Annotated in this window: 16 protein-coding genes; 10 read left to right on the forward strand and 6 right to left on the reverse strand. The window is 65.4% G+C overall.

The genetic code is table 11. The annotated features are described in order from the left end of the window. Positions 1–277 precede the first annotated feature (277 nt). The 5 genes from QR64_RS07125 (at position 278) to QR64_RS07140 (ending at position 9,415) form a co-directional block, all read left to right on the forward strand. Positions 278–1,216, forward strand: a complete 939-nt coding sequence (locus tag QR64_RS07125) for a restriction endonuclease (RefSeq protein ID WP_318025566.1) — start codon at positions 278–280, stop codon at positions 1,214–1,216. Positions 1,217–1,233: 17 nt separating this feature from the next. Further along, a complete protein-coding gene (locus QR64_RS07130; RefSeq protein WP_052227229.1) occupies positions 1,234–1,812 on the forward strand; it encodes a hypothetical protein in 579 nt (192 codons plus the stop codon). A 797-nt stretch (positions 1,813–2,609) separates the two neighbouring features. Further along, complete coding sequence (locus QR64_RS25680) at positions 2,610–4,316, forward strand: ATP-binding protein (RefSeq protein WP_084222301.1); 1,707 nt, start codon at positions 2,610–2,612, stop codon at positions 4,314–4,316. Positions 4,317–4,489: 173 nt separating this feature from the next. Further along, positions 4,490–7,930: a DEAD/DEAH box helicase family protein gene (locus tag QR64_RS07135; protein WP_039584698.1), complete on the forward strand. Its 3,441-nt coding sequence runs from the start codon at positions 4,490–4,492 to the stop codon at positions 7,928–7,930. 195 nt (positions 7,931–8,125) lie between these two features. Further along, positions 8,126–9,415 carry a TerD family protein gene (locus tag QR64_RS07140; protein ID WP_039584699.1) on the forward strand — a complete coding sequence of 430 codons (1,290 nt, stop codon included), beginning with the start codon at positions 8,126–8,128 and terminating at the stop codon, positions 9,413–9,415. Between the two features lie 4 nt (positions 9,416–9,419). Here the strand turns inward: QR64_RS07140 and QR64_RS07145 are convergent, their stop codons facing one another. Next, complete coding sequence (locus QR64_RS07145) at positions 9,420–9,764, reverse strand: spore germination protein GerW family protein (protein WP_039584700.1); 345 nt, start codon at positions 9,762–9,764, stop codon at positions 9,420–9,422. A 176-nt stretch (positions 9,765–9,940) separates the two neighbouring features. Between QR64_RS07145 and QR64_RS07150 the strand changes: the two genes are divergently transcribed. Beyond that, positions 9,941–12,433: a response regulator gene (locus QR64_RS07150; RefSeq protein WP_039584701.1), complete on the forward strand. Its 2,493-nt coding sequence runs from the start codon at positions 9,941–9,943 to the stop codon at positions 12,431–12,433. Positions 12,434–12,476: 43 nt separating this feature from the next. On the opposite strand, the gene QR64_RS07155 is transcribed toward QR64_RS07150, so the two are convergent. Then, the gene (locus QR64_RS07155) at positions 12,477–14,258 is read right to left on the reverse strand and encodes an AMP-dependent synthetase/ligase (RefSeq protein ID WP_006553474.1); all 1,782 of its coding nucleotides are present in this window, start codon (positions 14,256–14,258) and stop codon (positions 12,477–12,479) included. Between the two features lie 225 nt (positions 14,259–14,483). Here QR64_RS07155 and QR64_RS27635 point away from each other — a divergent pair, with 225 nt between their 5' ends. From QR64_RS27635 to QR64_RS07170, 3 genes are read left to right on the forward strand one after another with little or no spacing between them, the layout of a single operon-like run. Further along, a complete protein-coding gene (locus tag QR64_RS27635; RefSeq protein ID WP_138841334.1) occupies positions 14,484–14,954 on the forward strand; it encodes a hypothetical protein in 471 nt (156 codons plus the stop codon). Positions 14,955–15,014: 60 nt separating this feature from the next. Further along, positions 15,015–17,474: a molybdopterin oxidoreductase family protein gene (locus tag QR64_RS07165; protein ID WP_039584704.1), complete on the forward strand. Its 2,460-nt coding sequence runs from the start codon at positions 15,015–15,017 to the stop codon at positions 17,472–17,474. Then, positions 17,471–17,959, forward strand: coding sequence for a hypothetical protein (locus QR64_RS07170; RefSeq protein WP_039584705.1), 489 nt, complete (start codon positions 17,471–17,473; stop codon positions 17,957–17,959). The genes QR64_RS07165 and QR64_RS07170 overlap by 4 nt, the downstream gene beginning before the upstream one ends. A 12-nt stretch (positions 17,960–17,971) precedes the next feature. Here the strand turns inward: QR64_RS07170 and QR64_RS07175 are convergent, their stop codons facing one another. From QR64_RS07175 to QR64_RS07185, 3 genes are all read right to left on the reverse strand, one after another. Beyond that, positions 17,972–18,862 carry a glycosyltransferase gene (locus QR64_RS07175; protein WP_016692663.1) on the reverse strand — a complete coding sequence of 297 codons (891 nt, stop codon included), beginning with the start codon at positions 18,860–18,862 and terminating at the stop codon, positions 17,972–17,974. Then, positions 18,855–19,706, reverse strand: coding sequence for an ABC transporter ATP-binding protein (locus QR64_RS07180; protein WP_085989319.1), 852 nt, complete (start codon positions 19,704–19,706; stop codon positions 18,855–18,857). Before QR64_RS07180 ends, QR64_RS07175 begins: the two co-directional genes overlap by 8 nt. A gap of 77 nt (positions 19,707–19,783) precedes the next feature. Then, entirely contained in the window at positions 19,784–20,368 is a 585-nt protein-coding gene (locus QR64_RS07185) for a bacterial proteasome activator family protein (protein WP_039584708.1), read from the reverse strand. A 146-nt stretch (positions 20,369–20,514) separates the two neighbouring features. Between QR64_RS07185 and QR64_RS07190 the strand changes: the two genes are divergently transcribed. Next, on the forward strand, positions 20,515–21,714 hold the full coding sequence (locus tag QR64_RS07190; protein ID WP_006553481.1) for a cysteine desulfurase-like protein: 1,200 nt from the start codon (positions 20,515–20,517) through the stop codon (positions 21,712–21,714). Here QR64_RS07190 and QR64_RS07195 read toward each other — a convergent pair. Further along, positions 21,711–22,697 (reverse strand): NAD(P)H-quinone oxidoreductase, encoded by a 987-nt coding sequence (locus QR64_RS07195; RefSeq protein ID WP_006553482.1) that lies wholly within the window; start codon positions 22,695–22,697, stop codon positions 21,711–21,713. The genes QR64_RS07190 and QR64_RS07195 overlap by 4 nt on opposite strands. Between the last annotated feature and the right edge of the window lie 5 nt (positions 22,698–22,702).

Below are 22,702 nucleotides of genomic sequence, written 5' to 3' on the forward strand. Positions count from 1 at the left end.
CAACGGGGTCGATCGACACCCGCCCCTACCAAGTGCGAAGAGCCCCATTAGTTCGAGGTCAGATCGAAAAGTCGGCTCGGACCACGAATGGAACTTTCAAGATTAACCAGTCTGCGCTCGCGGCCATTAGACTTCCTGTCCCCGGTCATGAATTGCAGCAGGTTTATGCGGAACATCGGCGCCGAATTTTGGATCAACGACGTCGCCATATTGAAAGTCATCACCGAATGAGATTGTTGTTCGACTCGCTGCAATCCCGCGCTTTTCGAGGCGAGCTGTGACCCTTCCGCAGCCAATTACCGTCCCTGTCTGGCAGCAGTTCATGTTGCCCGTGCTCAAGGTGCTTTCCGACGGCGCAGTCTGGGCTCGCCGTCCGCTGCGTGCTGCGGTATTCGAGTGCATGCAGTTGACTGAAACACAGCTTGCAGAACAGCTTCCGAGCGGACAATCGCGGGCGAACAACCGCATGGGATGGGCAACGTCTGCGCTCGTCCGCGCCGAAGCGGTTTCGAAGCCGGAGAGGGCGCATTTTCGGATCACCGATGTCGGTCGTGCGCTCATCGAGCAATATCCGAACGGCTTCACGGAGAAGGGACTGCGGGCGCTCCCTGCATATCAGGCCTACGAATCGCAGACGAGAACCTCGGCGTCCTTGGTCGCCTCGGCGGAGGTCGCCGAATCCGACCTCGATCCTGTTGAACAGATGGAAGCCGGCGAACGACGATTGCACGCTGATGTCGGCGTCGAACTCATCAAGCGACTCCGCGCACAAGCACCCGAGTTTCTCGAACACTCCGTCCTCGACCTCCTCGTCAAGATGGGCTATGGAGGCACGGAGAAACTTGCGCAGCGAATCGGTGGTAGCGGCGATGGCGGTGTTGACGGCGTCATCGACCAAGATGCACTCGGTCTCGACCGTGTCTACGTCCAAGCCAAGCGATACGGTCAAGGCAACGTCGTACGGCGGCCCGACGTACAGGGATTCGTTGGCGCTCTACAAGGTGTTGGTGCGAACCGCGGCATCTTCATCACCACAAGTTCCTTCTCGCAGGGCGCGCTCGAGTTTGCAAAGAGTATCTCCGCCTCCGCCGGGAACACTCGCATCGTGCTCATCGACGGGCAACGCCTCGTGCAACTGATGATCAAATACGGCATCGGTGTACAGAACGTCCGAACATTCACTGTCGTCACAGTGGACGAGGACTACTTCGAATAGCAAGGGAGACAATTCCTTTGATCCCGTCGGCCTCGGAAGAGAACTTCCGAAGGCTCGAACGCGACGAAGAGATGTTCGCGGGGTCCATCGGGTTGATCTCGGCCTACCTCGAATGCGCTTTCTCTGATCCGGCGTCCGAAGAGGTCGAGCGGTGGACGCTGAATTGCCTGCCATCCACCAACCGCGACGCGCGGCTGTTCACCCTCAACATCGGCCCGATGGAAGTGCTGTTCGTTGAGCGGGCCGACGCTGGGGGCGCCGACCTCACAGCGGGATTCATGTCGCTGTATGTGTCCCGCTCGGCGCTCGAAGAGGAAACCGGCACGTCGATCGAGGCGTTGGCGCAGTCTGCGGCGGCGGTCGAGCTGGTGCCCAGTCGACTCGCATCGGCCGACGGGGACGCGATCCGATTGGTTGCTCATATCGCGGACGAAGCTGCTGCCGATGAACTCGACGCACTCATCGGCACTGGACTTCCGATTCGCCGGTTGGCCGAGAAGCTGGTGATGAAGGGGCGGGGGCCGTACGAGCAGTACCACAACCGGTGGTTCGCTGTTGCCGTGCTCGACGAGATTGAACGAAACGCTGCGGCCTGAGATGTGGCAAAAGAAGCGGGCGCCCTTCGGGCGGCTGCGCCAACCGATCGGAGACCCTACGGGTCCCTGAGCCTGTCGTCCCCTTCCCCAAGGCTGCCCGGTCGCCATGCCCCGGTAGACCGTCTCGGCCAGCACTTCTGGCCCCACGTCGCAGAGGACGTGTGGCTTGTACTGGACCCGGTCGTTCGTGTCGACCTTCACGATCGGGTGCTCCACCACCAGCTGCGGAGACGAAGGATACTGGTGCCCAGTCGGTTTCGAACGCGAGGAATGGCACCCCGGTTCGCAGCGTCGAGCGCTGACGTCGGACTGTGGGAGGCGAGCGACGAATGTGTCGATGTGCCTCGGATACCGGAACGGCCCTCGTGCACGTCGAAGCAGAGAAACGGCTCGAGCCCTCCGACCATCACGGTCGGAGGGCGAAACAGTCAGAGCGTCGGTGATGAACCTGGTGGCCAGGTGAAGAATCGGCCGGCGCGGACCAGCGCGCTCGCGGCTGATTGCTGGTGCTCGCCTCTGGAAGGCGTGTGGATAGAATCCACCCTACGGTGCATGACAGCTCTCTTCTGTCTTGTGCCCAGACCCCGGAGTGGTGTTGGTAGCACCTTCCGGGGTCGACCTGTATTCAGGTCGGTGGAGGGATGATCGCATGGGCTGCATCCGAGGTCAACTCGAAACTGTTTTCGAACCCGCGTCCCAGATTTCCCTCGGCATGCGCATCACTACATTTAGTGACGCCATCAGTGTATAGAGTGAGGTCATCACTGCATGATTGATCCAGTCACTGAGGAGTGTTGATGGACCGGGACGAGCTGGGCACGATAGTTACCCAACTTCGTAGACGCGGCCGCGACACCGCACAGGTTGAAGTCAAGTCCGTAGCCGACAGGGTGGGAAAGAGTCTCTGGCCGACTATCAGCGCCTTCAGCAACACCAACGGAGGCCTGATCCTCTTGGGCCTCGACGAGCGCGAGGGGTTCACGCCGGTTCCCGGCTTCGACTCAGCACGAATTTCCGACGAAGTGAAGGACGCGGTGCGACCTCGTGGTCCTAGAGAGGTCCCTGGTCCTCTTTCGCCTCGGCCGATGGTGACAATCGACGAAGTTGAGTTCGAGGACGCAACGGTAGTGGTACTCGAAGTCGAGGAGTTGCCAGCAGGTGAAAAACCATGCTTTGTGCTCGAGCAAGGAAAAGAGCGGGGAAGTTACACGCGCCTAAGTGACGGCGACCACCGTATGGATACATACGAGGTCTTTCTGATGTCCGCGCTTACTGTGCCGAGTAGGGCAGATCGAAATCCGGTTGAGGACGCAAGTATCGAAGACTTGGACCCGCGACAGATTGCGCGCACGATCGATCGAATCCGCACGGTGCGACCACGTGCGCTCGCTGGTACTTCTGATGAGGAAACAATTCTCGAACGGATTGGGGTCCTCGACCGAGCTACAAAGACACCGACGCTCGCGGGGCTACTTGCACTAGGGAATTATCCTCAGCAATTCTTTCCTCAGCTCATGATCAGCTTTGCTTACTATCCAGGAACCGACAAATCCGTGATCGTCGGGTCGGAGCGGATGCGAGACCGCGCCGTGCTCGAAGGACCGCTACCCGACATGGTCGACGACGCGGTCTCGGTGGTGCAACGAAACCTACAAGTTCGACGGGTTTCACGCGGTGCCGGCGCCGAGGATGTAATGGAAATTCCGGCCGATGCCATCCGCGAGGCGATAGTCAACGCTGTCACGCACCGCGACTACAGTGCTCGAGCGCTTGGTGTTCAAGTGCGGGTCGAACTGTATCCGGACAGGCTTGAAGTCCATAGTCCCGGAGGTTTGTGGGGTGGACGCGGCATCGAGCGCATCTATGAGGGGGGGTCCTACTCGCGGAACGAGGTGCTGGCGCGATTGCTGACCGACGTCCCATTTCGGGATCGAAATGAAACGGTCTGTGAGAACGCGGGCTCAGGGATTCCTCGCATGTGGGGTGAAATGACGAGCAATGGCCTTCCTGCACCTCGATTCAGGAGCATCCCCGCTCAATTCACGGCTACGCTCGACAGATTCGGGATCCTCAATCCTGACATGAGGCATTGGCTCGATTCGCTCGGTGTAAGCGGACTCAGTCGAGAGCAGGAGTTTGCGCTCGCGCTGCTCCACCAAGCGGAATCGCTGACTACTAATGAACTGAGGCAGCACTTGGCCGTAGATTCCAGTGTCGCGGAGCAGGCCCTCCACAATCTGGTCGAGCGGCAGCTCGCGACTCAGGCTGCTGAGAGATACTTTCTCGTGCAAGCATCTTCGGCGGCCGGTCGCTACTCGGCGGGCGACTTGGCCGTTATTGCGACGTTGGCCGAAGGCGGAGCATGGACGGTTCACCAGCTTGCGACTGCGACCGGACGCACTGCGGGATCTTTGCGTCCGGTGCTCCGGAGACTCGTAGAGAAGGGCGAAGTGGTGCCTACAGCGCCGCCCACGAGCAAACGTCGTGCATATCGGCTCCCTTGAACAGTGTCGCGAGTCATCGAAGTTCAGTAGGTCAAACTTTGAAGTAACCACGATGCATTCAAGGTTTGGTCGGGGGATTGTCGGATCCACCCTGTAGCGTCACGCGGCTCGACACCGATACAGGCACGATGGGTCGAACAAGCACGACCCGAGCGCGAGGAGGACAAGAGGGCATGGTGGGGAACTTCGACTTCCTTCAGGCCGAGTGGCCGCAGCTGCATGCCGAGGCCAAGAAGGCCGAGCGCGACGCCCTGTTCGACCCCCGCACCACGTGCTTCTACGCGCGCCGCACCGTCGAGCACGTCGTCAAGTGGCTCTTCGGGGTCGAAGGCATTCAGGTTCCCTACAGGAGCGACCTCGCTGCCCGCCTCCATGAACCCGCCTTCAAAGCCGTGGTGCCTCCTCAGCTGCTCCCCAAGATGCATCTCATCCGGGAGCACGGGAACCACGCGGTTCATGAGGCGAGACCGGTCTCCCAGGAGATCGGCCGGCGGGTGCTCGCCGAACTCTTCCACATCCTGTCGTGGCTTGCGCGCACGTATGCGACCCAGCCCACGAGTAGGCCGGCTCCCACGGCGCAGTTCGACTCCGCCCGCCTCCCCAAGCCCGGCGGTGGGGCAGTGGTGGCGAAGTCGCTGGCTCAGCTCGGGAAACTCGAAGGTCTACTCGCCGAGAAGGATCAGCAGCTCGAGGATGCCGAGGAGCAGCGCCGTCTGCTGATAGAGCAACTCGAAGGCCGCAACGCCGAGATCGAAGCGCAGGATCTCGCCGCCAAGAATCTCGAGGAACTCGTCGCGCAGCTCAAACGGCAGGTCGCCGAAGCGCAGGCCGCCGCACGCGCCCTTCCCGATACGCACGACTACGACGAAGCACAGACCCGCCGCGACATCATCGACCTCCTGTTGGCCGAGGCCGGATGGTCGGACGACGGGGTGGGCAAGGAAGTGCCCGTCACCGGCATGCCCGACGACAAGAACGGCTTCGTCGACTACGTGCTGTGGAGCGCGGACGGACTGCCTCTGGCCGTCGTCGAGGCCAAGCGCACCTCGAAGGACGCTGTAGCGGGCCAGCACCAGGCGAAGCTGTATGCCGACCGGCTCGAAGCGCAGTACGGACAGCGTCCGGTCATCTACTACACCAACGGTTTCGACACCTACATCTGGGACGACCTGCACTATCCGCCGCGGCCGATCGAAGGCTTCCACACGCGCGACGAGCTGACGCTCGAGATGCAGCGGCGCCGCACCCGGAAACCGCTCGCCTCCATCGAGATTCCCCAGCACATCGCCGGTCGTCGTTACCAGGAAGAAGCGATCCGTCGGGTCACCGAACACTTCGAGAACGATCGCGAACGGGCGGCGTTGCTCGTCATGGCGACCGGCTCGGGCAAGACACGTACGGTCATCGCGCTCACCGACATGCTCATGCGCGCCAACTGGGCCAAACGGGTGCTGTTCCTCGCCGACCGCGTCGCTCTCGTCAAGCAGGCTGCGAACGCATTCAAGACCCACCTGCCCGACTCGGCGCCCGTTAACCTGCTCACCGACAGGAACATCGACGGTCGTGTCTACGTCGCGACCTATCCCACGATGATGGGCCTGATCAACGAGATGGAGGACGGCAAGCGACGCTTCGGTCCGGGCCACTTCGACCTCGTCGTCATCGACGAAGCGCACCGCTCGGTGTACCAGAAGTACCGCCGCATCTTCGAGTACTTCGATTCGCTGCTTCTCGGGCTCACCGCCACCCCCAAGGACGAGGTCGACTACAACACCTACAAGTTGTTCAACCTCGAAACCGGCGTTCCCACAGGGAACTACGAGCTGGACGACGCCATCGCCGATGGTTTCCTGGTTCCTCCGCGTGCAGTGACCGTCCCGTTGGCCTTCCCCGTCAAGGGCATCAAATACGACGACCTTTCCGAGGAGGAACGCAAGCGGTGGGAGTCGACCGACTGGGGTGACGACGCGGACGAGGACGAACTGCCCGACATCGTGGCTGCCGAAGCCGTCAACAAGTGGCTGTTCAACACCGACACCGTCGACAAGGCACTCGAGGTTCTGATGACCCGCGGGCACAAGGTGGCCGGCGGTGACCGTCTCGGCAAGACGATCGTCTTCGCCAAGAACCAACGGCACGCGCAGTTCATCGCCGACCGTTTCGACCACAACTATCCTCAGTACAAGGGCAGTTTCGCGCGAGTCATCACGCACTCCGTCTCGCACGGGCAGGACCTGATCGACCAGTTCTCGCAACGCGATCGAGAGCCTCACATCGCGATCTCCGTCGACATGCTCGATACCGGTATCGATGTGCCCGAGGTCGTGAACCTGGTGTTCTTCAAGCCGGTTCGGTCGAAGTCGAAGTTCTGGCAGATGGTCGGACGTGGCACCCGGCTGTGCCCGGACCTCTACGGCCCGGGGCAGGACAAGGAAGACTTCTTCATCTTCGACCTGTGCGGCAACTTCGAGTTCTTCGAGCAGCGCCCCGACGCGGCGGAAGGAACGATGACGCGCTCCCTGTCGGCTCGGTTGTTCGAGGCGAGAACGGACCTGCTCGTCGCGTTGGACAAGACCGCGGACCATCCGGCTCTGCGGACCGAGACGGCCGACCGACTCCACCGCACGGTCCTGGGAATGAACACCGAGAACTTCCTGGTGCGCCCGCGCCGCCGCGAGGTCGAGAAGTACTCGGATCGCAGCGCGTGGGATTCGCTGAACGAACAGAAGGCCGCAGAGATCGTCGAGTCGCTGGCCGATCTCCCCACCGCAGTTCATGACAGCGACGAGATGGCCAAGCGGTTCGACCTCGTCATCCTGCGAGGGCAACTGTCGGTGCTCTACGGCGACGGTGCGCTGCCGAAGTACGAGACGCCCATCCGTGAGATCGCCGACGGATTGCTCGAACAGCTGTCCATCCCGAAGGTCGCTGCCAAGGAGACGCTGCTCCGCGAAGTGGCGTCCGACGAATGGTGGCAGGACATCACGCCTCCGATGCTCGAACACGCCCGTAAGGAGCTGCGGTCGCTCGTCGGTCTCCTGGAGAAGAAGAAGCGCACGATCGTCTACACCGACTTCCAGGACACGCTCGGTGAGGTCGTCGAGCGCGCCATGCCCGAGCTGCGATCGGGGACCGACACCGACCGGTTCAACGCCAAGGTGCGCGACTACCTTCGCTACCAGCCCGACAATCTGGCTTTGCAGAAACTCCGATCGGGCAAGCCCCTCACCGAAGCGGACCTGACGTCCCTCGAGGAACTCCTCGTCCGCAGCGGCGCCGGGGAGCGCGAAGACTTCGAACGTGCGGTGGAGAACGCGAAAGGCCTCGGACGGTTCGTGCGGTCGCTGGTGGGACTCGACAAGCAAGCCGTGCAACAGGCCTTCGTCGACTTCCTGGAAGGCCGGACGGCCACGGCCAGCCAGATCGACTTCGTCAACCTGATCGTCGCGCACCTCACGAAGCACGGTGCCATGGATCCGGGTCTGCTGTACGAGGCGCCGTTCACCGACTACGCGCCGCAGGGGCCGGATCAGGTCTTCGAACCCGAGCAGGCTCTGCGGCTCGTCCAGACCATCCGCGCGGTCAACGACTCGGCGGACGTACGGAGCGCATAGAACCCGCGATCCCACCGGCGCGGTTGCCGGGACCACCCACCACGGCTGGGTATCCCGAACGGCCGCGCGACCACCACTGTCCCTGTCGCATCCGCGGGACTCCTGTTGCCGACTGTCTCGAATGTAAGGGATGCGATGGTGGACGAGCGAACGAGGAAAACTCCTCGTGGACGCCCGCACGGACAGGAGGACCGTATGGCCGAGGTGGCGAAGGGGTCGAAGACCGATCTCACCGATCTTCGATACGAGGTGACGCTCGGCGCCGCAGTGGACGGAGCTGTCGACCTGATGGCCGTCCTCCTCGCCGACGACGGCCGCGTGCGCAACGACGACGACTTCGTGTTCTTCAACAATCCGAAGGCGCCGGGTGTCCACCTCACCTCCGACACCTCCGTCACGGTCGATCTGTCCGCGGTGCCGTCGGATGTGCAGCGGGTGCTCGTCGCCGCGAGCACCGAAGCGCAGGGACGCACCTTCGGTGACGTTCCGGGTGTGCGCGTCGAGATCCGTGGGCCGGGCCAGGTGCTGGAGTTCTTGCCGCCCGGGCTGGCCACCGAAACCGTCCTGCAGGTGGTCGCGCTGTACCGGCGTGGAGGTGGGTGGCGCCTCGACGCGGTAGGCCAGGGTTACCAGGACGGACTCGCGGCATTCGCGACCGATCACGGGATCGTCGTCGACGATGCGGACGACGAATCCGAACCGGCCGTTTCCGCTCCGAAGGTGCCTCCTGCCGCGAGCCCGATCTCGTTCGAGAAGGTGCGGATCTCGCTCACGAAGGATTCGCCCACGCAGACCGCCCGGATCGACCTGCGCAAGTCACAGGGCGATCCGAACTGGGTGCTCACCGTCGGACTCGAATGGGACGGTCGCGGCGCGACATACGACCGGAACGGCAACGTGAAGAAGTACGGCACCGGAGATCTCGACGTCTACTTCTACTGCCGCAACGAACACACGAACGACTACATCGTCGTCAGTGGAGATCCCGGTCATCGCGGAAGTCTCGACACGTGGCCGCATATCCACCACTACGGCGACAGCAAGGGTCCGGGCAACGGGAAGAGGCCTGCGGTCGAACAGGTTCGGGTACTGCCGAACGAGAACGGCGATCTTCTCGTCAACATCTACCAGAGCATCGACAACGGCGCGGGCGCGATCGACAAGTTCGGAAAGCCGCGTGTGGCAATCCGATACGGTCGTGCCGGGCACGACGGTCTGCCCGGGCCCGACGCCGACGAGATCCTCGTGTACGTCGGCAACGGGAAGAACTCGTACTGGGCGACCGTCGCCCACATCGACGTGCAGGACGGTGTGCTGACTGTCGACGGCGAGACCCGGTACAGCAGGTTCGGGAGCGAACGCATGCCCGGACTCGACTCGTCCGGCAACTGGGTGCGCTCCCCGAAGGGCGGCCCGACCGGTCGCAGCAAGAAGCGGAACAACGGCCTGGGTCTGGATCGCTACGCCGGGGCGTGCCCGACGTAGCCGATCACCGGCGTCGGCCGGCCCGCCCGCGTTCGACGACAGCGCGCGCGATCAGGAAGGTGATCACCACACCGGCGACCGACCGCACCAACCGGTTCACATCGACGGCCGGTCGCCACGACACCTTCCCGTCCCTGACGACATAGGCGCCGGCCGGTCGCGCCCCGACACCGAAGCCGCCGCCCTCGCCGTTCTCGCCGTCCGCGGACGAACCACCGCCTCCGCCCACGCCGCCGGTGATCGTCGCGGCGGTGATCACCGTGACCCCGTCCTTCTCGAAGGGTGTCGAGAACACTCGTTCGACGGTCACCGTGTCCCTGGCGATGCTCATGAGTTCTGCGAGTTTCATCCCGGGCCTCCCTGCTCGATCGTGTCAGCGGGTCGAACCCATTGTCGGCGACCACGGTGGATGAGACCAGGGCGCACACCGGGGGAAGGAGGACGTATGTCCTCCTTGTGGCGTCTTTCTACGCGGTATCGGGGGAGAATGGCGGCGAGAAGTACCGGAGATGGGAGTGACGGGGCATGAGGGCGACAGCCGAGTCGGGAGAGGCGTGGTCGGCGGAACGCCTGTTCGAGGGGCCGGGAGAATGCCTGGAACGGTTTCGGAAGACCGACTGGTCGGCCACCCCTCTGGGGCCGGTGGAGTCCTGGCCGGCGGAACTGCGCATGGCAGTGCGGACGGTATTGCCGTCCGAGGTGCCGATGCTCCTGTGGTGGGGGCCGCAGCTGGTGCAGATCTTCAACGACGCGATCATCCCCCTCCTCGGCGACAAGTACCCCGCGGCGGTCGCCCAGCCGGCACCCGAGTGCTGGCACGAGGTGTGGGACGAGGTGGGCGCGCGCGTCGAACGGGCGATGGCGGGCACCGCCACCTTCGCCGAGGAAGAACTGCTGTTCATGCAGCGCCACGGTTACGAGGAAGAAACCTACTGGACCTTCTCCTACAGCCCGATCCGCGACGAGTCCGGCAAGGTCGCGGGGGTCTTCGTCGCGACCACCGACGTCACCTCACGGGTACTCGGTGAGCGTCGTCTGGAGGCTCTGAGCCGCCTGGGTACGGTGGCGATCACCGATTCGGGCCTGTCGGTGATCGACACGTGCCGGAACGCGCTGGACGCGCTCGCTCCGAGCCATCAGGACATTCCCCTGGCCGCGCTGTTCCTCGACAGTCGGGTGGTGGATCCCGATGATCCGCAACCGAACTGGAAGCAGCTCGCCGTAATGGGGACGAAGCCCGGCTTCTCGGGTGCCCTGCTCGGACCGGATGAGGACCAGCTGCTGTCGAAGGCCGCCAGGGCCTCCGAACCCTTCGTCGTCTCCGGCGTCGCCGAGCGTTCCCCGGATCTGCTCGACCCGCAGCGGGCCCTCGGCGACCATCCGATCGGCACCCTCCTCCTCGTGCCGTTGACGGCGCCGGGACACGACTTCCCGCTCGGTGTCCTCGCCGTCGGACTGAGTCCGTACCGGGTGTTCGACGCCGCGTACTCGACCTTCGTCGACCTCGTGGTCACGAAGATTTCGGGGCTGCTGCGCGATGCGTCAGCGATGGATGCCGAGCGTCGCCGGGCCGATGCGTTCGCGGCGCTGGACGCCGCCAAGACGCGGTTCTTCGAATCGATCAGCCACGAGTTCCGCACGCCGCTCACGCTGCTCCTCGGCCCGTTGCAGAGTGTGCTCGACGAGGCCACGACCTTGACGGAGGCGCAGCGGCAATCGCTGGAGGCCTCCCAGCGCGCCGCGATCCGATTGCGGCGACTTGTCGACGCACTGCTCGAAGCGACGCGTGCCGAGACCGACCCGTCGAGGAAGTCCCTGGAACCGACCGATCCGGCGGCGCTCACAGCCGAATGTGTGGACCTGTTCGCCGACGTGGCGCACCGCGCGGGCCTGGACCTGCGCAGCCGGATCGCCGACGCGGCGGCCGAGCAAACCCGGCTCGATCCCCAGACGTGGGCCCACATCGTGCTGAACCTGCTCTCGAACGCGATCAAGTACACCCCTTCGGGGTCGGTCGAGGTGGATCTGGACGTCGAGGGCGATCGACTGGTCCTGAAGGTCGCCGATACGGGTCTCGGCATTCCGGAGTCGGAACTCGCCCGCGTCTTCGAACGGTTCCATCGCGTCGAGAGCGCCGGCGGACGCAGCCGGGAAGGGATCGGGCTGGGTCTGTCCCTCGTCTCGGACTGGGTCCACGCGCTCGGGGGAGAGGTAACCGTGTCCAGTGAACTCGGACGCGGCAGCACCTTCACCGTGTCCGTTCCCCGCGTCCTCGACCCGACGTCGGAGTCTCCGGCCGGAACCGTTCCGGGGGATCTGGGCGCCATGTACGTCGGCGAAGCGCAACAGTGGGACAGGGTCACTCTCGACGAGGACGAATCATTCGCGCAGGGAGAGGATGTGGATTCGTTACCGCGGATCCTCGTGATCGAGGACAACGCGGACATGCGTGACTATCTGACGCAATTGTTGCGTCGCCAGAGTTGGCACGTGGATGCGGTGGAGGACAGCGATACCGCACTCGAGCGAATCCGATCGCGACCGCCGCATCTCGTGCTGAGCGATATCATGCTCCCCGGGCGGGACGGGGTGGAGCTGCTCGAGGAGATCCGCCGCGACCCGGCGACCTCCCGTCTGCCGGTCATCCTCCTGACGGCACGTGCCGGCGCGGAGGCCACGATCGGCGGTCTGCGCACCGGCGCCGACGACTACATCACCAAACCGTTCCACCCCGATGAACTCGTCGCCCGCGTTCGCGTGAACCTCGAATTGTCGTGGCTGCGTGAGCAGATGCTCGTCGCGCGGGAACGTGAATCCGACCAGTTGAAGACGGCGTTGGAGACCCGTTCGACGCTGAGCAAGGCCGTCGGATTGATGATGGCCACGTTCAAGTGCGATGCCGACGCGGCCTTCGACAAACTCGTCGCCTTCTCCCAGCACCGCAACGTCAAGGTGCGTGAGATCGCTGAGCAGATCGTCGGCGACTACACCGTCTCGCTCAGCGATTCGTCGAGGTAGGGCGCGATCAACGGTCCTGCGAACCGGTCGGCGCGGTGACGGATCAGGCTCCCGCGTACAACTTGTCGATCTCCTCCGCGTACTTCGCGTCGATGGGCTTGCGCTTGAGCTTCATCGTCGGGGTCAGCTCGTCGCCCGAGGGTTCCCAGATCGTCGGCAGCACCGTGTACTTCTTGATCTGCTCGACCCGCGACAGCTTGCTGTTCGCCTCCTCGACCGACTTCGCGATCGATTCGAGGACCACCCGATGCCGGGTGAGTTCCTCGTGGGTGCCGCTGAGACCGTGCTGTTCGGCGAAGACGGCCAGGGCGTCGGGGTCGAGTGCGAGCAGTGCGACGTTGTAGGGGCGGTCGTTGCCGATGGCGACGGCGCCACCGAGCATCGGGCAAGCGGCACGCAGGGCGCCTTCGATGTTGGCGGGCGACATGTTCTTCCCCGCCGCGTTGACGATGATCTCCTTCTTCCGGTCGATCAACCGCACGTATCCGTCCGCGTCGATCTCACCGATGTCGCCGGTGTGCAACCAACCGTCGGAATCGATTGCATCCGAGGTCTTCTCGGGGTCGTTCCGGTAGCCCTTCATCAGCAGCGGACCCGAGACGAGCAGTTCGCCGTCCTCGGCGATCCTGAGCTGCGCACACGGCACGGCCTGCCCGACGGTGCCGATGCGGATGGCACCCGGCCGATTCATCGTGACCACACACGAGGTCTCCGACATGCCCCACACCTCGGAGCACGGAATGCCGAGGGCGAGAACGAACTCGAGGACCTCCGGCGAGATCGCCGCGGCTCCGGTGACGGCGGCGCGGACCTGGTCGAGACCGAGCTTGCCGCGGATCGCGGACAGCACCAGCCTGTCGGCCACCGCGTGCTGCACCTCGAGGGACCGGGGGACCGGTTTGCCATCGGACTGCAGCCGGGCGCGCTTGCGTCCGACGTCGATCGCCCACAGTGCGAGCTTCTTCTTGATCGGGCTCGACTCCTCGGCGAGGGTCTTGTCGATCGCGGCCTTGAGCTTGTACCAGACCTGGGGGACGGCGCCGAAGAGCGTCGGCCGCAGGCTCGGTAGCACGGTGATGGCCTGCTTGAGGTCGTCGAGCGTGGTGATCTGCATGCCGCTGTACAGGCTCGAGTAGTGCGAGCCCCAGCGGTTGGCGATGTGCGCGTCGGGCAGATACGACAGGATCCGGTCGTCCGGACCGATGGGCAGATACGAGCTCGTCGCTTCGAGTTCGGCGAGCAGGTTGGCGTGGGTGAGTTCGACACCCTTCGGCGGGCCTGTGGTGCCCGAGGTGTAGATGAGGGTCAGCAGGTCGGGCGGTTGCACGGCCTTCCACGAGGCCTCGAAGTCGAAGGACGGATCGGTGGCGGCCTCGAGGCCGTCGAGGGAGATGGTGCCTTCCGGTTTGCCGTCGATGCACACCAGGTGCTCGACCTTCGTGTCGCCGATCGCCTGCCGCAGGACGGGGACGAACTGTTCCTCGGCGATCATCACGTGGTTGCCGGCGTTGCCGAGCACGTACGAGATCTGTTCGGCGGTCAGCGAGTTGTAGATCGAGAACGGCGCCGCACCGAGGTGGATCGCGGCGGTGTCGAGAAGGTGGAATTCGGGCCGGTTGGTGAGCATGAGGCCGACGGTGTCCCCGCGGTTCACGCCGAGCCCGGCGAGTCCGGCGGCGAGGCGTTCGACGCGCTGCGCGTACTGACGCCAGGTGTAGGAGACGGAGTCGTCGGGGGTGCGCAGCGCGACCTTGTCGGGGTACGCCGCGGCGGTGGTCTGGAAGGCTTCGCAGAGGGTCGACGGTGAGGTGGCACGAGGGGTCATCACTGGCTCCCGAGGTCGAGGGTGGCGAAAGTGTAGGACGAAGTGCGTACATCCGCGGTCGGATCTGCCGGATTGTGTTCCGAGATTTCGCGCGCGTGTCCTGATGGGATGGACTGAGGAACAGGCAGAGTCAGATCTCGGCTGTAGTGACTCCTGTCTGTACGATTCGACCTATTTGACGTTCGTTCCGGTTTCGTGGAACCGGCGAGGGGAGAGGAACCACCGATGACCGGACCGGCAGGAAACTGGGAACCGCAACCGAAGTACCAGAGGGATCTCGAGCCGGGGGAACTCGAGGAGTTGAACCGTCTTCGCGCCTGGAAGGAAGAGCAGGAGCGCGAGGCCGAAGCTCAGCGTCTTCGAGACCACCATCAGCAGATCGCGCTCGAAGAACAGCAACGGAGAGTCGCCGAGCACCAGCAGAACCTGTATGCACAGCAGCAGAATCAGCAGCCGTATCCGCACGCGCAACAGCAGTACCCGCCACAGAATTACGCGCATCAGCAGTTCCACGGGCATCCGCAGTCTGCGTACCCGCCCCCGCAGCCGTTCGCGCCGATCCAGCAGGTCACCGTCAATAATGTGAAACGCGCGGACTGCCCCCATCTCCTGCATCTCGTCCTCACATTGATCACGTGCGGCGCGTGGCTGCCGGTATGGATCATCCACGCCATCATCGTCGCTGCGAGGAACTGAAGGTCCGGTCGTGTGGGGGTGCAACGTTTGAGCACTCCCACCCCGGGTACTGCCGGGAAGATGACCACCGTGGATCGCATCGCGGATCCGTGGGGTTCGCGCACACCCTACGGACGCGGGCAACGCTGGCCCACCCGCGTCGACACCTATCTCGCCGACGGACTGACCGAGGACGATGTCGACAGATGGGTGCAGTCGGCGACCATCCTGCATTCCAACGGCGACGGCCTCGACATCGCCGTCAAGGACGGACGCATGGTGGGGGTGCGCGGACGCGCCGTCGACCGGGTCAACCACGGGCGGCTCGACCCCAAGGATCTGTTCGGCTGGCAGGCGAACCACTCGGAGGACCGGCTCACCGTGCCGTTGATCCGCCGCGACGGCAAACTCGTCGAGACCGACTGGGACACCGCGATGGATGCCGTTGCCGGTCGCACGAAACAACTGCTCGACGAGCGCGGCCCCAGTTCGGTCGGCTTCTACACCACCGGGCAGCTGTTCCTGGAGGAGTACTACACCCTCGCGCTCATCGGTCACGGTGGCATCGGCACCAACCACATGGACGGCAACACGAGGCTGTGCACAGCGACGGCGGCTGCCGCCCTCAAACAGTCCTTCGGGTGCGACGGCCAGCCCGGCTCCTACACCGACATCGATCATGCCGACGTCATCGCGCTCTACGGACACAACATGGCCGAGACGCAGACGGTGACATGGACGCGGGTCCTCGATCGGCTCGCCGGACCGAATCCGCCGGCCGTGATCTGTGTGGATCCGCGGCGGACGCCGGTCGCGCGGGCCGCGACGGTGCACCTCGCCCCGCGCCCGGGCACCAACGTCGTCCTCATGAACGGGCTGTTGCACGAGATCCTGCGACGCGGGTGGATCGATGAGAAATACATCGAGGACCACACCGTCGGATTCGACGAACTGCGCACCCAACTCGACGACTATCCCCTCGAGAAGGCCGCCGAGATTTGCGACGTCCCCATCGAGGATCTGCGGGAGACCGCTCGACTGCTCGGCACGGCGGAGCGGCTGCTCTCGACGGTCCTGCAGGGCTTCTACCAGTCCCATCAGGCCACCGCGGCTGCCGTGCAGGTGAACAACATCCATCTCGTGCGCGGCATGCTCGGTAGGCCCGGTTGCGGAGTCCTCCAGATGAATGGGCAGCCCACCGCGCAGAACACCCGCGAATGCGGCGCCGACGGCGACCTGCCGGCCTTCCGCAACTGGGCCAACGAATCGCACGTCGAGGACCTCGCCCGGGTGTGGAACATCGATCCGATGCGGATCCCGCACTACACCGCGCCCACCCACCTCATGCAGATGATGCGGTACGTCGAGGACGGCTCGATCCGCTTCCTCTACGTGAGCGGGACGAACCCGGCGGTGTCCCTGCCGGAACTGCGCCGGGTGCGTGAGATCCTCTCCCAGGACAGGCTTTTCCTCGTTGTGCAGGACATCTTCCTGTCGGAGACCGCGCAGCTGGCCGACGTCGTCCTGCCCGCTGCGACCTGGGGTGAGAAGACCGGGACGTTCACCAACACCGACCGGACCGTGCACCTGTCGGAGAAGGCCGTCGAACCACCCGGACAGGCCAGACCCGATCTCGACATCTTCGTCGACTACGCGCGCCGGATCGATCTGCGTGACAAGGACGGAGACCCGCTCGTGAAGTGGTCCACGCCCGAGGAGGCATTCGAGGCGTGGAAGGAGTGCACGGCCGGGCGGCCCTGCGACTACACGGGCATCACCTACGAAAAACTACGTGGCGGAAGCGGAATCCAGTGGCCGTGCAACGCCGACGCACCCGACGGGACCGAACGTCTCTACGAGGGCGGAAAGTTCTGGGCCGCACCGGACTACTGCGAGAACTACGGACGGGACATGGTCACCGGAGCGCCGGTCGAACCCACCGAGTACCGGGCGCTGAACCCCTTCGGCAAGGCGATCATCAAGGCGGGTGAGTATCTTCCCCCGCACGAGACGGTCTCCGACGAGTATCCCTATCTACTCACCACCGGCCGCACGCTCTACCACTTCCACACCCGCACGAAGACCGGCCGCGCCCCGCAACTGCAACGCGCGGCACCGGAGGTGTGGGTGGAGATGTCGGCGGGCGACGCCGAGCGGCACGGCTGGTCGGAGGGCGACCTGCTGCGGATCGACACCCCGCGCGGGCACGTCACCGCGCGGTTGCGGATCAGCGGGATCCGGAACGGGGTGCTGTTCCTGCCGTTCCACTACGGCTACTGGGACACCCCGGCGGGCCACGAACCGGCGCTCGAGGGGCGCGCGGCCAACGAACTGACCTTCACCGACTGGGACCCGGCGTCGAAGCAACCCCTGTTCAAGTCGGGCGCCGCGCGCGCCGAACGGGTCGCCGTCGCCGAGGGCGGGCCGTCCGCGGCACCGACCACCACCGCCTCGGCACCGGTCTCCGGCAGCGTGCCCGCCACCTCGGGTGGGCCGGACGCCGAGATCACCGAGACGCTCGACGACGGAGGACCGCGATGAACAAGGTCTCCCTGGCGATCCGCGAACTGCACCGCTCGGAGAACGACCTGGCGACCGAACTGCTGCGCACGGCGGACCGGCACAAGGTCGACCACGAGATCTTCCACGTTGCGCGTGACATCGCCGGCTGGTCGCAGCAGCATGTGCGCGAACTCGCCCGCGCCGGCCACGACTACGACCTCGACCTCGACGACGAGCCTCAGGGCGTCCACGAGGTGCTCGCTGAGGTGCGGCGGAAGGGAAGCGAGATGCTCGGACGCCGACACACCCCGAGTGTCCTGCTGCTGCGGGACCTGCGCACCGTGCACCGCAGGGCGGCGGGTGTCTCACTCGACTGGGAGATCCTCGCCCAGACGGCGCAGGCCCTGAGCGACCGCGAACTGCTCGCCCTCTCCGAACGCTGCCATCCGCAGACCCTGCGCCAACTGCGCTGGGCGAACGCGAAACTCAAGGAGATCGCAGCGCAGACGGTCATCACCGACTGAGCGACGGCACCGTCAGGGGCGTTCGAATCTCTCCTCGCGCCCGAGTCTGCGCAACCGGATCCACTCGCGCAGACCGGCCGGGTCGCGGCGCGTGATCAGGAAGTACCAGCCGAACCGCACCCATTCCTGGGGCAGCAACCGGCGCAGTCCCGGCTGCGACAGCAGGTAGCCGCGGTTGCGGTAGGTGAAGAAGCGCTTGGTGTCGTTGTCCGGATACTGCGTGTGCATCCGGCCGCCGAGAATCGGCTTGAACTCGTCGGCACCGTCCGGGTGCAGATAGGCCGTCTGCAGGCAGGTGCCGAACGGCAGTCCCGAGCGGACGAGACGCCGGTGCACCTCGACCTCATCGCCACGGACGAACAGGCGCAGGTCGGGCACACCCACCGCGTCGATCGCCGCGGCGGTGAAGAGCGCACCGTTGAACAGCGAGGCGATGCCGGGCAACAGGTCCTCGTCGCCGAGTTCGTGCCGCCACCGCCGCCACACCACACCGCGACGCAGCGGGAAGGCGAGGCGGTCGGGTTGCGCGATGTCGCACACGACCGGCGACACCTCGGCCAGGCCGTTGCGTTGCGCGCAGTCGAGCAGCGTCGCGAGCACGTCCGGTCCCTCTGGGCGGCCGTCGTCGTCGGCGAGCCACACCCGGTCGGCTCCCAGCGACAGCGCGTACAGGATGCCGAGGGCGAAGCCGCCTGCTCCACCGAGATTGTGCTTCGAGCCGAGATAACTCGTGGGCAGGTCCACCGCGTCGACGAGCTCACGCACCGCGTCCTCGTCGCCGTTGTCGACCACCACGAGATGGTCGAGCGGACGGGACTGCGAGGCAAGAACTTTCAGCGAATCCGCCAGCAGTTCGCGTCGGCGGTGTGTGACGACGACGCCGATGATCCGTTCGTCAGCCACCGTTCGAACCCGTCGAGGCCGCGGCGTCGGGGGCGGACTTCGCGATCCGCTCACGCTCGAGCTCGTGGAGGATCGTGCGCACGTGATCGCCGGCCTCGTCGCCCTCGTAGGCGCGCACCACGTGCTCGATGTCGCCCTGCTCGCGGATCTGGCCGTGGTCGATCCACATCGCCTGGTCGCACAGTTGGGCGAGGAACTCGTTCGAATGGCTGGCGAACACGAGGATGCCCGAGCGCGCGACGAGATCCTGCAGACGCACCCGCGCCTTCTTCATGAACTCCGCGTCGACCGCGCCGATGCCCTCGTCGAGCAGCAGGATCTCGGGATCGATGCTGGTTACCACGCCGAGCGCGACACGCACCCGCATACCGGTCGAGTAGGTGCGCAGCGGCATGTTGAGGTAGTCGCCGAGCTCGGTGAAGTCCGCGATCTCGTCGACCTTGGCCAGCATCTGCTTGCGGCTCATCCCGAGGAACATGCCGCGGATGATGATGTTCTCGTAGCCGGAGATCTCCGGGTCCATGCCGACGCCGAGGTCGAACACCGGCGCGACGCGACCCTTCACCCGAGCGTGGCCGCGCGTGGGCTCGTAGATCCCGGAGAGCAGACGCAGCAGCGTCGACTTGCCGGCACCGTTGTGGCCGACGAGCCCGACGCGGTCGCCTTCCTTCAACGACATCGTGATGTCGCGCAGAGCCTCGACGACCACGACATCGGAGTCGTTGCGGCCGATCGCCCCGCCCGCCTTACCCAGGAAGGCCTTCTTCAAGGACCGGGTCTTGGCGTCGAAGATGGGAAAGTCGACGCACGCGCCGCGCGTTTCGATGCTGACCCGACTCACGATGCTGCTCCAGACGCTGACACGGGACCCGAGCGTACCCGTCGCGCCGATACCCGAGTCCCGGGGCGTACCCGGTGGGACTACAGGTACTGGCCGGTTCCGGGGTGGGTCTGACCGGGAAACGATTGATCGTTCTGGCCGCGACCGGCCTGCGCGACGCCGGGAGGAAGCGCTCCCTGACGCATCTGCTCGAGCTGGGCACGAGCCGCCATCTGCTGAGCGAACAGCGCTGTCTGGATGCCGTGGAACAGACCTTCGAGCCAACCGACGAGCTGAGCCTGCGCGATGCGCAGCTCGGCGTCGGAGGGCACCGCGTCCTCACCGAAGGGCAGCGCGAGCCGCTCGAGTTCCTCCCGCAGATCGGGGGCGAGGCCCTGACCGAGTTCGCGGATGGACGACAGGTGGATGTCCTTGAGCCGGGTGCGGCTGGCGTCGTCGAGCGGCGCGGCCTTCACCTCTTCGAGGAGCTGTTTGATCATGGTGCCGATCCGCATGACCTTCGCCGGCTGCTCGACCATGTCGGCCAGGGATTCGCCGCCGTTCTCGGTCTTCTCCTCCTCCGGCCGGCCGTCGGCCTCCACGCGGGTCGCCTCCTCGCGGGAGACACGGATGGGCCGGCCGTCGGGGCCGATCACGAGAACCTGGTCGTTGTCCGGATGCGTCATGGCTCCATTCTCCCTTTCCCACCTCGGGGGTGCCCGGTTACCCGAGGGACCCGGAGTGCCGGGTACCCCGATCGAGCCTACCGAGAGGGCAACGCCGAGTGCAGGTACGGCGCGTCCCATTGACATCGGGACCTAGAGTGTCTGCCATGGCTTACGACGTTGCCCGGATCCGGGGGTTGATCCCCTCGCTCGGGGACGGGTGGATCCATCTCGATCCACGGGCCGGTATGCAGATCCCCGATGTGGTGTCGCGCACCGTGTCCACTGCCTTCCGCAACTCGGCCGCGTCGTCGACCGGACGGCACCTGTCGTCACGTCGCAGCGCCGCGATCCTCCAGGAGGCGCGCGTCGCGGTCGCGGAACTCGTGGGTGCCGATCCGGACGGGGTCGTCCTGGGCCCGAGCCACGCGGTGTTGCTCGCCTGGCTCGCCGAAGCACTCAGTTCCCGCCTCGGGCTCGGCACCGGCATGGTGCTCTCACGGCTCGACGACGAGGCGAACATCGCTCCCTGGTTGCGGGTCGCGAGCCGCTACGGCGCGCAGGTGCGCTGGGCCGAGGTCGAGATCGAGACGTGCGAGCTGCCCACCTGGCAGTACGAGGAACTCGTCACGCCCACCACCCGGCTCGTCGCGCTCACCGCGGCGTCGTCGATCGTCGGCACCGCGCCCGACGTGCGGGTCGTCGCGGATCTCGTCCACGAGGTCGGTGGGCTCATGGTCGTCGACGCCGCGGGCGCTGCCCCCTACGCCCACGTCGACATCGACGATCTCGGCGCCGACGTCATCACCGTCGACATCGCCTCGTGGGGCGGCCCGCAGATCGGTGCGCTCGTCTTCTCCGACCCCGCGCATCTCGAACGGGTTCCGGCCATGTCGCTGAACCCGCACGCGCGCGGCGCCGAACGCCTCGAGGTGGGCGGTCACCAGTTCGGTCTGCTCGCCGGTATCCCCGCGTCCATCGACTTCATGGCCTCACTGGACGACGACGCCACCGGCTCGCGCCGCGAGCGTCTCGACATCTCGATCAGCTCGATGCAGAACTACCAGGACGTGCTGTTCGACCGTCTGATGCGACAGCTCGACAGTCTCACCGGCGTGATCGTGCTCGGCCGCGCGTCGAGCCGCGTCCCCACCCTCAGCTTCACCGTCGACGGGGTCCCGGCCGAGAAGGTCGCCGCGCATCTTGCCGACCGCCGCATCGCGACGGTGGCGAGCACCCGCGGATCGAGCCGGCTCCTCGACTCCCTCGGCGTCAGCGACGAAGGGGGAGCGGTGAGCATCGGCCTCGCCCCCTACACCACGAGCTTCGAGGTCGATCAGCTCGTCCGTGAGCTCCGCAACCTCTAGTTCCGTTCGATCCGCAGCACGACCTTCCCGACGGTCTCGGGGCTGTCGAGCAGTTCGTGCGCCTGTGCCGCCTCGGTGATCGGCAGCTCGGCGTGCACGACGGGATGGACCTTCGCCTCCTCGATGAGCGGCCACAGATCGGCGCGCACGGAGTCGATGATCGCGCTCTTGCCCGACGGCCCCGAGTCCGGACGGCCGCGCAGACCGGTCGCGATGACGTGACCGCGCTTGGCGAGCAACTTGCCGAGGTGCAGTTCACCCTTCGTGCCACCCTGCATGCCGATGACGACGAGCCGTCCGTCCGGAGCGAGGACGTCGATGTTCCGGGACAGGTACTTCGCACCCATGTTGTCGAGCACCACGTCGGCGCCACCGAAGGCAGTGCGCACCTCGGAGACGAAGTCCTGTTCGCGGTAGTCGATCGCCAGGTCGGCGCCGAGTTCGCGGCAGCGGTCGAGTTTGCCGGCCGAGGCCGTCACCGCCACCTTCGCGCCGAGCGCCTTGCCCACCTGGATGGCATGTGTGCCGATGCCTCCGCCGCCACCGTGGACGAGCAGGACGTCGCCGCGCTTCAGGCCGGCGGTCATCACGACGTTCGACCACACCGTGCACGCGATCTCGGGAAGCGACGCGGCGACCGCGATGTCCATGCCCTTCGGGACGGGCAGCAGCTGGGAGGCAGGGACCGCGACCTTCTCGGCGTAACCGCCACCGGTGAGGAGGGCACAGACCTTGTCGCCGATGTTCCAGCCCGTCACACCCTCGCCGAGTTCGGAGATCACTCCGGAGCATTCGAGGCCCAGGATGTCGCTCGCCCCCGGGGGCGGCGGGTAGAGGCCGCGCCGTTGCAGCAGGTCGGCGCGGTTGACCGCGGTCGCCGCGACATCGAGAAGTACGTGCCCGGGAGGCAGGTCCGGGTCGGGCTGCTCGGTCCACCGGAGAACTTCTGGACCACCGGGTTCGGTGGCGACGATTGCATACATGTGTT

Origin of the sequence: Rhodococcus sp. Chr-9 (assembly GCF_000801125.1) — a bacterium.
In the GTDB taxonomy this organism is placed as follows: Bacteria; Actinomycetota; Actinomycetes; order Mycobacteriales; family Mycobacteriaceae; genus Rhodococcus; species Rhodococcus pyridinivorans.

Excerpts from the sequence above, each read along its gene's own strand:
- QR64_RS25680 (WP_084222301.1), top strand. The coding sequence starts at position 2,610 with ATGGACCGGGACGAGCTGGGCACGATAGTTACCCAACTTCGTAGACGC.
- QR64_RS07135 (WP_039584698.1), top strand. The coding sequence starts at position 4,490 with ATGGTGGGGAACTTCGACTTCCTTCAGGCCGAGTGGCCGCAGCTGCAT.
- QR64_RS07140 (WP_039584699.1), top strand. The coding sequence starts at position 8,126 with ATGGCCGAGGTGGCGAAGGGGTCGAAGACCGATCTCACCGATCTTCGA.
- QR64_RS07145 (WP_039584700.1), bottom strand. The coding sequence starts at position 9,764 with ATGAAACTCGCAGAACTCATGAGCATCGCCAGGGACACGGTGACCGTC.
- QR64_RS07150 (WP_039584701.1), top strand. The coding sequence starts at position 9,941 with ATGAGGGCGACAGCCGAGTCGGGAGAGGCGTGGTCGGCGGAACGCCTG.
- QR64_RS07155 (WP_006553474.1), bottom strand. The coding sequence starts at position 14,258 with ATGACCCCTCGTGCCACCTCACCGTCGACCCTCTGCGAAGCCTTCCAG.
- QR64_RS27635 (WP_138841334.1), top strand. The coding sequence starts at position 14,484 with ATGACCGGACCGGCAGGAAACTGGGAACCGCAACCGAAGTACCAGAGG.
- QR64_RS07165 (WP_039584704.1), top strand. The coding sequence starts at position 15,015 with ATGACCACCGTGGATCGCATCGCGGATCCGTGGGGTTCGCGCACACCC.
- QR64_RS07170 (WP_039584705.1), top strand. The coding sequence starts at position 17,471 with ATGAACAAGGTCTCCCTGGCGATCCGCGAACTGCACCGCTCGGAGAAC.
- QR64_RS07185 (WP_039584708.1), bottom strand. The coding sequence starts at position 20,368 with ATGACGCATCCGGACAACGACCAGGTTCTCGTGATCGGCCCCGACGGC.
- QR64_RS07190 (WP_006553481.1), top strand. The coding sequence starts at position 20,515 with ATGGCTTACGACGTTGCCCGGATCCGGGGGTTGATCCCCTCGCTCGGG.
- QR64_RS07195 (WP_006553482.1), bottom strand. The coding sequence starts at position 22,697 with ATGTATGCAATCGTCGCCACCGAACCCGGTGGTCCAGAAGTTCTCCGG.